11 protein-coding genes and 1 pseudogene are annotated in these 12,984 nt (G+C 71.7%); 5 read left to right on the top strand and 7 right to left on the bottom strand.

Annotated elements, in window-relative coordinates; translation table 11 throughout:
- Positions 1–34 precede the first annotated feature (34 nt).
- Positions 35–568, bottom strand: coding sequence for a Rieske (2Fe-2S) protein (locus Q0444_RS02840; protein ID WP_299021217.1), 534 nt, complete (start codon positions 566–568; stop codon positions 35–37).
- 44 nt (positions 569–612) lie between these two features.
- Between Q0444_RS02840 and Q0444_RS02835 the strand changes: the two genes are divergently transcribed.
- Positions 613–1,776 carry a pyridoxal phosphate-dependent aminotransferase gene (locus tag Q0444_RS02835; protein ID WP_291082910.1) on the top strand — a complete coding sequence of 388 codons (1,164 nt, stop codon included), beginning with the start codon at positions 613–615 and terminating at the stop codon, positions 1,774–1,776.
- Positions 1,777–1,885: 109 nt separating this feature from the next.
- Positions 1,886–3,716 (top strand): annotated as a pseudogene (locus tag Q0444_RS02830) (acyl-CoA dehydrogenase).
- A 31-nt stretch (positions 3,717–3,747) separates the two neighbouring features.
- On the opposite strand, the gene Q0444_RS02825 reads toward Q0444_RS02830, so the two are convergent.
- From Q0444_RS02825 to Q0444_RS02815, 3 genes are all read right to left on the bottom strand, one after another.
- Positions 3,748–4,713: an NADPH:quinone oxidoreductase family protein gene (locus Q0444_RS02825; protein ID WP_299021213.1), complete on the bottom strand. Its 966-nt coding sequence runs from the start codon at positions 4,711–4,713 to the stop codon at positions 3,748–3,750.
- A gap of 68 nt (positions 4,714–4,781) precedes the next feature.
- Positions 4,782–5,219: a hypothetical protein gene (locus Q0444_RS02820; protein ID WP_291082897.1), complete on the bottom strand. Its 438-nt coding sequence runs from the start codon at positions 5,217–5,219 to the stop codon at positions 4,782–4,784.
- Between the two features lie 82 nt (positions 5,220–5,301).
- Entirely contained in the window at positions 5,302–5,964 is a 663-nt protein-coding gene (locus Q0444_RS02815) for an NAD(P)H-binding protein (RefSeq protein ID WP_291082894.1), read from the bottom strand.
- 184 nt (positions 5,965–6,148) lie between these two features.
- Here Q0444_RS02815 and Q0444_RS02810 point away from each other — a divergent pair, with 184 nt between their 5' ends.
- On the top strand, positions 6,149–7,417 hold the full coding sequence (locus tag Q0444_RS02810; RefSeq protein ID WP_291082891.1) for an Ig-like domain-containing protein: 1,269 nt from the start codon (positions 6,149–6,151) through the stop codon (positions 7,415–7,417).
- 28 nt (positions 7,418–7,445) lie between these two features.
- Here the strand turns inward: Q0444_RS02810 and Q0444_RS02805 are convergent, their stop codons facing one another.
- Positions 7,446–8,921 (bottom strand): peptide MFS transporter, encoded by a 1,476-nt coding sequence (locus tag Q0444_RS02805; protein WP_291082889.1) that lies wholly within the window; start codon positions 8,919–8,921, stop codon positions 7,446–7,448.
- Positions 8,922–9,149: 228 nt separating this feature from the next.
- Here Q0444_RS02805 and Q0444_RS02800 point away from each other — a divergent pair, with 228 nt between their 5' ends.
- Together Q0444_RS02800 and Q0444_RS02795 are read left to right on the top strand one after the other, a co-directional pair.
- Positions 9,150–10,508, top strand: a complete 1,359-nt coding sequence (locus tag Q0444_RS02800) for a hemolysin family protein (RefSeq protein WP_291082886.1) — start codon at positions 9,150–9,152, stop codon at positions 10,506–10,508.
- The gene (locus tag Q0444_RS02795) at positions 10,505–11,608 is read left to right on the top strand and encodes a hemolysin family protein (protein WP_291082884.1); all 1,104 of its coding nucleotides are present in this window, start codon (positions 10,505–10,507) and stop codon (positions 11,606–11,608) included. The genes Q0444_RS02800 and Q0444_RS02795 overlap by 4 nt, the downstream gene beginning before the upstream one ends.
- Before the next feature lie 43 nt (positions 11,609–11,651).
- Here Q0444_RS02795 and Q0444_RS02790 read toward each other — a convergent pair whose 3' ends face one another.
- A complete protein-coding gene (locus Q0444_RS02790; protein ID WP_291082881.1) occupies positions 11,652–12,176 on the bottom strand; it encodes a DUF4112 domain-containing protein in 525 nt (174 codons plus the stop codon).
- A 32-nt stretch (positions 12,177–12,208) separates the two neighbouring features.
- Positions 12,209–12,984: cell wall metabolism sensor histidine kinase WalK (locus Q0444_RS02785; RefSeq protein WP_299021206.1), on the bottom strand; the 776-nt coding region annotated here is incomplete at its 5' end.

The following is a 12,984-nucleotide window of genomic DNA, read 5'->3' as shown; positions in this document are numbered from 1 at the left end:
GGGGGCCGGGGGGATGCAGGGCGCGGGGGCGCGGTCAGCCGAGGGTGAGCTGGCCGCCCGCCACGGTCACGGGCACCACGTCGAGCGGGCGCGGGGCCGGCGGGAGGGTGTTGCGCCCGTCGGTGGCGTCGTACTCGGCGCCGTGGAGCGGGCACCGCAGCGTCATGCCCTGGACCACCTGGACCACCCCGCCCTGGTGGGTGCACCGCGCCGAGTAGGCCACGAACTCCCCCTCGGTGGGCTGCGCGACGATCACCGTGGCGTCGCCGGTCTTGACCTGCCGGGCCGTACCCACCGGTACGTCGGCGGCGGGGATCGTGGTGGCCCGGACCTCGGTGGTCTGCTGCACGGTCGACGGCGGCTGGGCCGGCTCGGTCATGCCGCAGGCCGAGGCGATCCCCGGCAGCAGGACGATCCCGGGCAGGGCGGCCAGGACCGTGCGGCGCTGGGTGCACGGGCCGACCCTACCGACCGGCCCGACCGGCCCGACCGTGCCGCCGGTGGCGACGGTGGCGACGGTGGCGCCTGAACCGGCGGTGGACGGGGCGGCGGCGAGGTGCTCGGTCATGCATCCATCGTATCCCTCGACCGCGGCGGCCCTAGGCTGCCCGCATGACCGTCCGCAGACTGAGGGACCACGCCACCACCATCTTCTCCGAGGTCTCGCAGCGTGCGACCAGGCACGGGGCCGTCAACCTCGGCCAGGGCTTCCCGGACACCGACGGGCCGGCGTCGATGATCGAGGCCGCGGCGCGGGCGATGCGTCAGGGCCACAACCAGTACCCGCCGGGGACGGGGGTGCCGGAGCTGCGCCACGCGATCGCCGACCTCACCGCCGCGCAGACCGGCCTGGTGCGCGACCCGGACACCGAGGTGCTGGTGACCGTCGGCGCGACCGAGGCGATCGCCGGCGCGGTGGTGGGCCTGGTGGAGCCCGACGACGAGGTGGTGGTGATCGAGCCGTATTACGACTCCTACGCCGCCACCGTGGCGATGGCCGGGGCCACCCGGCGCGCGGCGCGGATGGTCCGCTCGGGCGATCGTCACCGACTCGACGTGGACTCGCTGCGGGCGGCGTTCTCCCCGCGGACGCGGGCGGTGCTGGTCAACACCCCGCACAACCCCACCGGGGCCGTCCTGCCGCGGGAGGACCTGGCGGAGATCGCGGCGCTGTGCCACGAGTTCGATGCCATCGCGATCTCCGACGAGGTGTACGAGCACCTCACCTTCGACGGGGTGGAGCACGTCTCGATCGCCACCCTGCCGGGGATGGCCGAGCGGACGCTGCGGATCTCGAGCGCCGGCAAGATGCTCAGCTGCACCGGGTGGAAGGTCGGGTGGGTCACCGGCCCGGCCGACCTCGTCGCGGGGGTGCGGACCGCCAAGCAGTACATGAGCTACGCCGGCGGCACGCCCCTGCAACTGGGGGTCGCCCACGCCCTGCGCCACGAGCAGGAGTGGATCGACACCCTGCGGCACTCCCTGCAGGCTCGGCGGGACCAGCTGGCGGAGATCCTCTCGGGCGTCGGGCTCGACCTCGTCGTCGTGACCGAGGGCACCTACTTCCTCACGGCCGACCCGCGCCCGCTCGGGGTGACCGACGCGGCGGCGTGGTGCCTCGGGCTCCCCGAACGCATCGGGGTGGCCGCGGTCCCGTTCGCGCCGTTCACGGACGTCTACTCGGGCGACTGGTCGCACCTGGTCCGGTTCGCGTTCTGCAAGCGGCCCGAGGTGCTCGACGAGGCCGGGCGGCGGCTGCGGGCGCTCGTCGGCTGAGAATTCCGGAGCACGGTCCGCAACCGCGCCCCGGAGCGCGGCGGAGGGCCTACGGTGGGCCAGTGGCGCGCCCGTCGGCGCGCCGGACCATCGACGAGGGACCCGGCGAGTGAACCACTACCGCAGCAATCCGCGTGACCTGGAGTTCGTCCTGTTCGACCTGTTCGGCCTGGACGAGATCCTCGAGGCCGACGAGCGCACCGAACTCGACGGCGAGACCGTCCGCACGATGCTGCGCGAGGCCGCGGCGCTGGCGGAGGGGCCCGTCGCGGCGTCGTTCTCCGTGGCCGACCGGAACCCGCCGACGTTCGACCCCGCCACGCACGAGGTCACGTTGCCGCCGGAGTACGTCGCGTCCGTCCGCGCGTGGCAGGAGGCCGGCTGGGGCCTGGTGGGGGTGGACCCCGAGGTCGGCGGCGTGGCCGCGCCGCGGCTGGTGACGTGGGCGATCAGCGAGTTCCTCGTGGGCGCCAACCCGTCGATCTTCAATGTACCTGTCCGGGCCGCTGTTCGCCGAGATCATGTACACGATCGGCAACGAGCAGCAGAAGGGGTGGGCCAGGCGGATCATCGACCGCAACCACGGCTCGTCGATGATGCTCACCGAGGCCGAGGTCGGCTCCGACGTCGGCGCCGTGCGGGCCAGGGCGGTCGAACAGCCCGACGGCACCTGGCACATCGAGGGGTCCAAGCGCTTCATCACCGGCGCCGACTCGGGCGAGTTGTTCGAGAACATCTGGCACCAGGTGCTCGCCCGGCCCGAGGGCGCCGGCCCCGGCACCAAGGGGCTGAGCTACTTCCTCGTGCCCAAATACATGCCCGACCCCGAGACCGCCGCCCCCGGGGAGCGCAACGGCGTGTACGTCACCGGGATCGAGAAGAAGATGGGGCTGGCGGCGTCCGCGACGTGCGAGGTGTCGTTCGGCGCGCACGGTCATCCGGCCGTGGGCTTCCTCGCTGGCGACGCCCACCTGGGCATCAAGCAGATGTTCAAGACCATCGAGGCCGCGCGGATGATGGTCGGCACCAAGGCGATCTCCACCCTGTCGACCGGCTACCTCAACGCGCTGGAGTTCGCGAGGGAGCGCGTCCAGGGCAACGACATGGCCGACGCCGGGAACCCGGACGCGAAGAAGGTCACGGTTATCCACCACCCCGACGTGCGCCGGTCGCTCCTCACGCAGAAGGCCTACGCCGAGGGGTTGCGCGCGGTGTACCTCTACGCTGCCGCCCACCAGGACGTGGAGTCCGCCCGGGTGGTCTCCGGCGCCGGACCGGAGCTCGCGCACGCGGTCAACGACCTGCTGCTGCCGATCGTCAAGGGGGTCGGCTCGGAGCGCTCCTACCAGTGCCTGGCCGAGTCGCTGCAGTGCTTCGGCGGATCCGGATACCTCAAGGACTACCCCCTCGAGCAGTACATCCGCGACGCCAAGATCGACTCGCTGTACGAGGGCACCACCGCCATCCAGGCCCAGGACTTCTTCTTCCGCAAGATCATCCGCGACGGCGGCACGGCGCTCGGTCACGTGGCGGGCCGGATCCACGCGACGGTCGACGAGGCCGGCCCCGCCGAGCTCGAGGGTGTGCGGGTGGCGGTGGCCCGCGCGCTGGGCGACGTCGAGTCGATGATCGGCACCCTCACCGAGCACCTCATGGGCGCGCAGGAGGACAAGGACAGGCTGTACCTGATCGGGCTCGGCGCGGTCCCGCTGCTCATGGCCGTCGGCGACCTCATGGTGGGCTGGATGCTGCTGCGGTCGGCCGACGTGGCGCTCGCGGCGCTGCCCGGCGCCACCGGCGTGGACCACGACTTCTACACCGGCAAGATCACCGTGGCCGGCCACTTCGCGCGCACCCACCTGCCGCAGGTCGCCGCGGCCCGCGCTCAGATCGAGTCGCTGGACCTCGACGTCATGCGGATGCCGGAGGGCGCCTTCTAGGTCGGCCCGCCGGGCGCGGGGCGCGGGGCGCTCAGCGTCCGTGGGTGAGGACGATCTTGCCCACGGCGCCGCGGCCGTCCATCAGCTCGAGCGCCTCCGCGGCCCTGACGAGGGGAAACTCCGCGCCCACGAGCGGGTCGAGCCTGCCGGCGGCCAGCAGCGGTTCGACCTCGGCCCACTGCTTCTGCAGGTACCCGGGGTTGGTCATCCAGTACTCGCCCCAGCCCACGCCCACGGCGCTCTTGTTGCCGAGCAGCAGGCGGTTGACCTTGACCGTGGGGATCTCGCCGGCGGTGAAGCCGATCACGAGGATCCGGCCCTCCTGGCCGAGCGCGCGGAGGGAGTCGGTGAACCGGTCGCCGCCCACGGGATCGACGACGACGTCGACGCCCTTGCCGCCGGTGAGTTCCTTCGCGGCGTCCTTGAACCCCTCGGGCGCGACCGCGTCGCTCGCGCCGGCCCGCAGCGCCAGGTCCCGCTTCTCCGCGGTGGAGGCCACCGCGATGACGCGGGCCCCCATCGCGACGGCGAACTGGGTGGCGGCGATCCCGATGCCCCCACCCGCGCCGTGCACGAGGACGGTCTCGCCGGCCTGCAGCCGACCCCGGTGGGCCAGCGCGAAGTGGACGGTGAGGACGTTCATGGGGACGGACGCGCCCTGGACGAAGCTCAGGTTGTCCGGCAGGTGGAAGACCTGCGCGGGGTCGGTGGCGACCACCTCGGCGAAGCCGCCGAGCCCGGGGAACGCGCAGACCCTGTCGCCCGCGGTGAAGCCTGACCCCTCGGGTGCCGAACGGACGACGCCCGCGACCTCGGACCCGGGGACGAACGGCAGCGGCGGCGAGATCTGGTACCTGCCGCGGGACTGCAGCACCTCCGGGAACGTGACCCCCGAGGCGTGGACGTCGATGAGGACCGCCCCCGGCTCGGGTTCGGGCAGGTCGACCACCTCGAGGGCACCGGGTCCGTCGTGGCTGGAGATGTGGATGGCTCGCATGGGCTCCATAGTGTCAGGGAGGGGCGGTGTCAGGGAGGGGCGGTGTCAGGGCGGAGGGGCACGGGCCGTCAGTTCGACCCGACGCTCTGATAGTGGGTACGGAACCTCCGCCTCCGGTACAGGTGGAGCGCCAGCCCGGTGGCCACCACGACCTGTCCGATCTGGAAGGCCAGCGCCATCACGATGAACTCCCGGCCGAACGCGTTCGGCATCACCAGGAGCAGAGCGCAGATCACCAGGAAGGTCACGGTGAGGATCTGCCCCCCGGCCAGGACGCGGCGGGGGATGGTGGTGAGCTGATGCCGGACCAGGAGCAGGACCGAGTTGAGCGCCACGAGCAGGCTCACCGGCACCCCGATCTGCGCGGGGAAGAGGAACAGCGTCACGAACAGCGGATGCGAGCTGAGGGTGACCGTCCCGGTGGCCAGGTACTGCGGAACGCTCCAGAACGCGGTGAGAAGCGCGCAGAGGACGGTGATCCAGGAGCCACCGACCAGGATCCTCATCGGGGAAGGATAACCCCGGTCGCCCGACCCCGGGGCCGCGCTCGCCCAGACGCCCGCGACCGGACGTCGGCCCACCCGCCGCTCACCGCCTGGTGAGGGCCTCGCCTATCGGGGTGTCCCCGTCGGAGAACTCGATGGTCCGTCCGACCGTGTCCGGGCGACGGAGCACGGCGGCCACGACGGCGGCGACCACGTCCCGGCTGGTGGCCCGGTCCTCCCGCCTGCCCTCACCCACCCCGATCGACTCCCCTCCCGGCTCGTCGGTGAGCATGCCCGGGCCCAGGATCGTCCAGTCCAGCCCCGAGTCGCGGAGGTGGGCGTCCGCCGCGGCCTTGGCCTCCGCGTAGGCGAAGAAGGAGTTGTCCTCGGGGACGCCGTGGTCGGGGCCCGCCCCGTCGTAGGAGACCATGACGTAGCGCCCGATCCCCTCCCGCACGCAGGCGTCGACGGACCGGATCGCCGCGTCCCGGTCCACCGCGTAGGTGCGCTCGGGGTCCCCACCGCCGGCACCGGCGGACCAGATCACCGTGCCACTGTCCCGCAGCACCTCACCGAGCCCCTCGACGTCGAGGGCCTCGACGTCGGCGACCACGGGGCTCGCGCCCGCGTCCCGGATGTCGCCGGCGTGATCGGGGTTGCGGATCACCGAGAACACGGTCGCACCGGCCTCCGAGAGGATGCGTGCGGCGCGGAGCGCGACCTTTCCGTGGCCGCCGATGATGGTCACTGGGCGATCGATACTCATGAACTCCGTTGTACCCGTCGCCCGGCGGCCGCGCCGAGCGCCGCCGCCGGGCCACGGGTCACAACTCCACAACGACACGCTGGGAGCCAGCGGTTCGATTGGCCTCGTGTCGGACCCCGCAGGCATCATGTGGACATCAGCCGGAACTCGCCGGCACGCCCCACGTTCTGTCTCGGAGTCACGCATGTCCCTGTCCAGGTCCGGTACCAGCCCGCGCACGGCGGCGCTGATCCCTCTCGCCCTCCTCACGGGACTCCTGACGCTCCTGCTCGTCGCCGCCGGCTGCACCATTCCCACCCCCACCGGCTCGGCGGGCGAGACCACCCCGGCATCGGCAACCCCCGAGGCCCCGGCGCCGGCGGCCCTGGAGGTCACCCCGGCCGACGGCGCCACCGATGTGGCCGTGGTCGACGGGGTGCGGGCGACGGTGGAGAACGGCGTCATCACCGAGGCGGTGCTCACCAACGACGCGGGCAAGGTGATCGAGGGGGAGCTCGCACGGGACGGCCACTCGTGGACGCCGGCGGTGACGCTCGGCTACGGGCGGACGTACACCCTCGCCGTCACCTACACCGGCGAGGCCGGCGGCCCGAAGACCGACGAGCGCACGTTCACCATGGCCGCCCCCCAGTCCATCGTCACCCCCAGCCTCGTCTCCTCGGGCGGGGGCGCCCTGGAGTCGGGCCGCGAGTACGGGGTCGGGATCATCGTGGCCGCCCGGTTCGACCAGCCCGTCGCCGACCGCACCCGGCTCGAGGAGTTCATGCGGGTCACCACGGAGCCGGCCGTGGAGGGCAACTGGTTCTGGCTCAACGACTCCACGGCGCACTGGCGTCCGAGGGACTACTACGAGACGGGCACCCGGGTGAGGGTGGACCTGGACACCGAGGGCAGGAACCTCGGCGGGGGCCAGTGGGGCGGCGAGGGCGCCGAGGTCGACTTCACGATCGGCGACCGCCGGGTCGCGATCGCCGACGACGCCACCAAGACCGTGTCGGTCTTCCACAACCAGGAACTGGTCAAGACCATGCCCACGTCGATGGGCAAGGGCGGGTACGCCACCTACGGCGGGGTGTCCATGCACTTCTGGACTCAGCCCGGCACCTACACGGTTCTCGACAAGGCCGGATCGGTGCTCATGGACTCCTCGACCTACGGCCTGCCGTTGTCCGCCGGCTACCGCGTGACGGTCGCCGACGGGGTCCGCATCTCCAACGACGGGATCTACTTCCACGCGCTCGCCGACTCGATGTGGGCCCAGGGCAACACCAACGTCTCGCACGGCTGCCTCAACCTGTCGCCCGCCGACGCCTCCTGGTACTTCGACCAGGCCGTGGCCGGCGACGTGGTGGAGGTCCGGGGCACCGGCGGACCCGATCTCGAGGTGTGGCAGAACGGGGACTGGTCCGTGCCGTGGCGGACGTGGCAGACGGGCGCCGCCGACCAGCCGTGACGCCCGGCCGTGACGACCGGGGAGGTGGTCAGCGCACGCCGAGCATCTTCTTCTTGATCCACGGCGCGAGCAGCGCCATCACCACGGCCACAGCGATCGAGGCGACACCCAGGACGAGGAAGTAGGAGCGCTCGGCGGCGGGGTCCTCGGCGTCGTAGTAGCCCGCGAGTACGCCGGACAGCGCACTGCCGATGGAGACGGTGAGGAAGAACAGGGCCACCATCTGCGTCTTGAACGCCTCCGGCGCCAGCTTGGTCGCCAGGGACTGCCCGACCGGGGACAGCAGGAGTTCGGCCATCGTGAACAGGAACAGGATGCCGACGATCCCCAGCAGCGGCGTGGCGGTGTTCCCCACGAACAGCAGGAACACGAGGTAGGCCGCGCCCATGATGAGGTTGGCCAACGCGAACTTCATCGGGGTCGAGGGTTGCCTGTCGCCGAGCCGGACCCACATCGCGGCGAAGACGGCCGCGAAGACGATGATGAACAGCGGGTTGATGGACTGGACCCAGCTCGCGGGCATCTCCCACCCGCCGAGGGTGCGGTCCAGGCGCTGGTCCGAGTAGATCGCGATCACCGTGAACTGCTGCTGGAACAGCGCCCAGAACGCCACCGACGCGACGAACATCGGGATGAACGAGATCACGCGGCTGCGCTCGTCGGGCCGGGTCTTGGCGCTGCCGATGAGGATCGCGAACAGGGCGACCGCGCCGATCGCCGCGACGCCCGTGACGATGTTGGCCAACGACTCCAGCGGGACCAGCCCGGTGACGAACGCCACCACGATGAGGACCACCACCACGATTCCGCCGACCAGGTAACGGAGTCGCTGCCGCCGGGGCAGGGGATCCGGTGCCGCCGCACCGATGCCCTTGAGCGTGGATCCGCGCATGAGGACGTACTGGACGAGGCCGACGGCCATGCCGACGGCGGCCGCGCCGAAGCCCCAGTGGAAGCCGTGCGTCTTCCAGAGCGCGCCGGTGACCAGCGGCCCGAGCAGGCCGCCGATGTTGACCGCCATGTAGTAGATCGAGAACGCGGCGTCGCGTCGGTCGTCCGTCCGGCGGTACATGTCGCCCACCACGGTGGAGGTGGTGGCCTTGAGGGTGCCGGCACCGACACCGACGAACACCAGGCCGAGGCCCAGCCCCACCGCCCCCGGCACGAGGGCCAGCGAGATGTGGCCGACCATGATCATCACCGCCGCGCCGAACAGCGTGCGTTCCGCACCGTAGAGCCGGTCGGAGATCCAGCCGCCGAGGATGGCGGAGGCGTAGACGAGGCCTCCGTAGGCGCCGACGATCGAGGTGGCGATCTGCTCGGAGTACCCGAGGCCACCCTCCCCCACCGCGTAGTAGATGTAGTAGGCCAGCAGTCCCTGCATGCCGTAGAAGCTGAACCGTTCCCACAGTTCGATGCCGGACAGGTTGGCCAGACCGAGGGGGTGGCCGAAGAACCTGCGGTCCGTATCGGCGAGCGCGACCTCGGAGTCACGAGTTGTCATGTCAGACAGTGATACTCCGGTGCTTCCGGTCAAACAACTTCATCTCACCCGCGCCGCCGGACCGGGGTGAGAGTCGACAATCCGGGCCACGGGCGGGAGAATCAGGGGGCCGCCGGGCACAGGACCCGGACTCGACATCCCCGACGCACGCGCAGGAGCATCTCCAGTGAGCCGAGCCGATACCCCGGCCCGATCTATCAACCCCCTTCTCGGAAGGGGGAGCACCGGATGAGCATCGCGATCTCGCTGCTGGTCGGCATCGTCGTGGTGCTGGCGATCACCGCACTCACGGGGTACTTCGTGGCCCAGGAATTCGCGTTCATGGCGGTCGACCGCTCCCGCATGGGGGCCGCCGCCGAGAAGGGCGACCCGGCCGCGGCGCGCGTCCTCGGCGTCACCAGGCGCACGTCGTTCATGCTGTCGGGCGCGCAGCTCGGCATCACCGTCACCGGCCTGCTGGTCGGATTCGTGGCCGAACCTCTCATCGGGCGCGGGCTCGGCGAGCTCCTCGGCCTGGCCTCGGTTCCGCGGGCCGTCGGCGTGGCCGTCGGCACCGTCCTGGCGCTGCTCTTCTCCACCGTGGTCCAGATGATCTTCGGCGAGCTAGTCCCCAAGAACCTGGCGATCGCCAGGCCGGAGCCCGTCGCCCGCTGGCTGGCCCGCTCCACCACCATCTACCTGGCGGTCTTCGGGTGGCTGATCGGCCTGTTCGACAAGGCCTCCGAGGCGCTGCTCAAGCTCGTCGGCATCGAGCCGGTGCACGACAAGGAACACTCCGCCACCGCCCGCGACCTCGAGCACATCGTGGCCGAGTCCGGTGAGACCGGGGAGCTGTCCCCCGAACTCAGTCGCCTGCTGGACCGGATGCTCGACTTCCCCGGCCAGCCCGCCGAGCACGCCATGATCCCCCGCTCGCGCACCGACGTGGTCCGTGCCGAGGACACCGTGTGCGAGGTGCTGTCCAAGATGGCCACCGGCCACACCCGGTACCCGGTCGTCGGCGAGGACTCCGACGACGTGATCGGGATAGTGGATCTGCACGACCTGCTCACGGTGTGTGACGACGAGGGCACCGACCTCGTCCAGGTGTCCACCCTGATGCGCGCGCCGGTGGTCGTCCCGACCTCCCTGCCCCTGCCGGAGGTCGCCGCCCGCCTGGGCGCCGAGAAGGCGGAGATGGCGGTGGTGGTGGACGAGTACGGCGGATTCGCCGGCGTGGTGACGATGGAGGACATGGCGGAGGAGATCGTCGGCGAGATCGCGGACGAGCACGACCCGCAGCTCGCCGTGGGCACCCCGGTCAGCGAGGGCCTGGGCTGGCTGCTCACCGGTGACACCCACCTGGACGAGGTCGAGCGCCTGCTGGACATCACCCTGCCCGAGGTGGACGCCGAGACCCTGGGCGGACTCGTGATCGAGACCACCGGCGATCTGCCAGAGGTCGGCGACCGCGTCGACATCCCCCTCCCGGACACGGACCTTCTCGAGGAGATCTCGGCCAACCGCGTGCTGCGCACCGAGGTCCGCCAGATCGAGCGCCGCGTCCCCTCCCAGTTGCACGTCGTTGTCGAGGAGGACGCGCGATGACCCCCACCACCACCCTGCTCGCGGCCGAGGCCGGCTCGGGCCTCATGAGCAACCCGCTGGTCATCGTGCCCGCGACGATCCTGCTCATCGCGGCCTCGGCGTTCTTCGTCGCCGTCGAGTTCTCCCTCATCTCGGCCCGGCGTCACCGGCTGGAGGACGAGGCGGCACACAGCGCCTCCGCCCGCGCGGCGCTGCGCAACGCCTCGGATCTCTCCCTGCTCCTGGCGGGGTCCCAGCTCGGGATCACGCTGTGCACCCTGGCGCTCGGCTCGATCACCAAGCCGGCCGTGCACCACTGGCTGACCCCGGTGTTGACCGGCTGGGGCCTGCCGCTGTGGACGGCCGACGTGATCGCGTTCATCCTCGCGCTGATCATCGTCACGTTCCTGCACCTGGTGGTGGGCGAGATGGCGCCCAAGTCCTGGTCGATCACCCACCCGGAGTACTCGGCCACCCTGCTCGCGCTGCCGATGCGCGGCTTCCTGTGGCTCACCCGTCCGCTGCTGATCCTGCTCAACTCCATCGCCAACTCGATCCTCCACCGGCTGGGGGTCGAGGCCGTGGACGAGGTGGCGGCCGGCCAGGACGCCGACTCGTTGCGGGAGCTGGTCCGCCACTCCGGCGAGGCGGGGACCCTCGACGCCACCCACCACCGCCAGCTGCTCAGCGCGCTGGAACTGCAGGAGCTCACCGTGGGTGACCTGCTCGGCGAGCGGGGCGTGGACACACCCGCCACCCCGCAGGAGATGTCCTCGGTCGACATCGCCGCCAACCCGGAGGAGATCCGGGAGACGGCCCGCCGCACCGGCCACCTGCGTCTCCTGGTACTCGACGGCGAGACGGCGGTCGGCGTGGTGCACGCGCGGGACGCGATCGACGTCGGGACGGCCGCCACGGCCCGTGAACTCATGCGGCCCAGCGTCTCCCTCGAACACGACCTCTCGGTGGCCGAGGCCTTCCGCAGGATGCGCGAGGCCCGGGCCCACCTCGTCGTCGTCGAACTATCCGGACACCACCCCGGCACCCACACCTCCGAGGTCCGTGGGGTCCTCACCCTCGACGACGTGGTCCGGCGACTCCTCCCGGCGGCCACCCGCTAGGTCGCGGGGCTCGTCCGGTGGCCGGTCGGGCCGGCCGACCGGCTCAGAACAGCCCGATCAGCCTGAGCAGCACCCACAGCGCGAAGGCGGCCATCCCGAGCAGGACGAGCAGCATGAGGCCGACCGCCCCCACCGCCCTGAGCAGGTAGCCGCGGGCGTCGGTGTCAACGGTCCTGCCCTCGGCGATCGTCCGATCCACCAGCCGCAGGTTCTTGGACGTGGCCTTGTGCGCGATGTCGGCCACGTCGCCGACGAAGGGGATCGTCCCGAGGACCGCGTCGACGACGTAGTTCCACCCCATCCGGAACAGGATGCGGACCGGCACCCGGTTGCGGATCGCCTCGATGAGGACCGCCGCGGCCACGACGGTCCCGACCGCGTCACCGACGACGGGGACGAACCCGATCACCGGGTCCACCCCCACGCGGTAGCGGGTCCCCGGGATGCGGACGAGGTCGTCCAGGACGCGGGCGAGCCCGGAGGTGACGGGCGACGACCCGGGCACCGCGGTGGCGGCCGGAACCGGGGCGCGAGCCGCGGGGACCGGATCGGGCGGGCGGACGGTCATGTCGGTAGAGCGTACGGGCGGGGGCCGTCTGCTCAGCGCGTCGGGGCGTCCTCCTGCGGAAACCGGACGGTGAACGTCGCCCCCGCCCCGGGAGCGGTGTCGAGCTCGACCGTCCCGCCGTGCGCGTGCACCAGCTCGCTGACGATGCTCAGACCGAGCCCGCTGCCCCCGCCGTCGGCGCGGGTCCGGGAATCGTCGGCGCGGTGGAAGCGCTCGAAGGCGCGCGCGGCATCCTCCGGGCCCATGCCCGGCCCGTCGTCCCGCACGCGGACCACGGCGACGAACCCCGCGCCGCCGCCGTCGTCCTCCTCGTCCACCTCCACCCACACCCGCGCGATCGCCGGGGTGTGCCGGACGGCGTTCACGACGAGGTTGGAGAACACCTGCCCCAGCCGCGAGGCGTCGCCGGAGATCACGGGCACCGCCCGCACGTCGAGCGTCACCGACCGGTCCGGGGCCAGCGCGCGGACGCCCTCCACCGCATCCGAGACCACCTCCGCCACGTCCACCGGGGTGCGCGCGATCGGGCGTCGCTCATCGAGCCCGGCCAGGGTGAGGAGGTCCTCGACGATGTCCGCCATCCGGGTCGACTCGACGTCGATCCGGGCGAGCACCTCCTCCGCGTCTTCCATCGCGCCCATCCGGTGCAGCTCGGCGAAGCCGCGGATCGAGGTGAGCGGGGTGCGGAGTTCGTGCCCGGCGTCGGCGGCGAAGCGGCGGGAGCGCGCCTCGGAAGCGGCGCGTTCGGTGAAGGCGATCTGGATCCGGTCGATCATCTCGTTGAAACTGCGGGTGAGGTCGCCGACCT

Origin of the sequence: uncultured Dietzia sp. (assembly GCF_937873725.1) — a bacterium.
Lineage (GTDB): Bacteria > Actinomycetota > Actinomycetes > Mycobacteriales > Mycobacteriaceae > Dietzia.
Note: the sequence above shows the minus strand (reverse complement) of the source record. Positions and strands in the feature narration are given on the sequence as shown.

Bases quoted from the DNA above. Each gene is read 5' to 3' on its own strand.
- Q0444_RS02840 (WP_299021217.1), bottom strand. From the start codon at position 568: ATGACCGAGCACCTCGCCGCCGCCCCGTCCACCGCCGGTTCAGGCGCC.
- Q0444_RS02835 (WP_291082910.1), top strand. From the start codon at position 613: ATGACCGTCCGCAGACTGAGGGACCACGCCACCACCATCTTCTCCGAG.
- Q0444_RS02825 (WP_299021213.1), bottom strand. From the start codon at position 4,713: ATGCGAGCCATCCACATCTCCAGCCACGACGGACCCGGTGCCCTCGAG.
- Q0444_RS02820 (WP_291082897.1), bottom strand. From the start codon at position 5,219: ATGAGGATCCTGGTCGGTGGCTCCTGGATCACCGTCCTCTGCGCGCTT.
- Q0444_RS02815 (WP_291082894.1), bottom strand. From the start codon at position 5,964: ATGAGTATCGATCGCCCAGTGACCATCATCGGCGGCCACGGAAAGGTC.
- Q0444_RS02810 (WP_291082891.1), top strand. From the start codon at position 6,149: ATGTCCCTGTCCAGGTCCGGTACCAGCCCGCGCACGGCGGCGCTGATC.
- Q0444_RS02805 (WP_291082889.1), bottom strand. From the start codon at position 8,921: ATGACAACTCGTGACTCCGAGGTCGCGCTCGCCGATACGGACCGCAGG.
- Q0444_RS02800 (WP_291082886.1), top strand. From the start codon at position 9,150: ATGAGCATCGCGATCTCGCTGCTGGTCGGCATCGTCGTGGTGCTGGCG.
- Q0444_RS02795 (WP_291082884.1), top strand. From the start codon at position 10,505: ATGACCCCCACCACCACCCTGCTCGCGGCCGAGGCCGGCTCGGGCCTC.
- Q0444_RS02790 (WP_291082881.1), bottom strand. From the start codon at position 12,176: ATGACCGTCCGCCCGCCCGATCCGGTCCCCGCGGCTCGCGCCCCGGTT.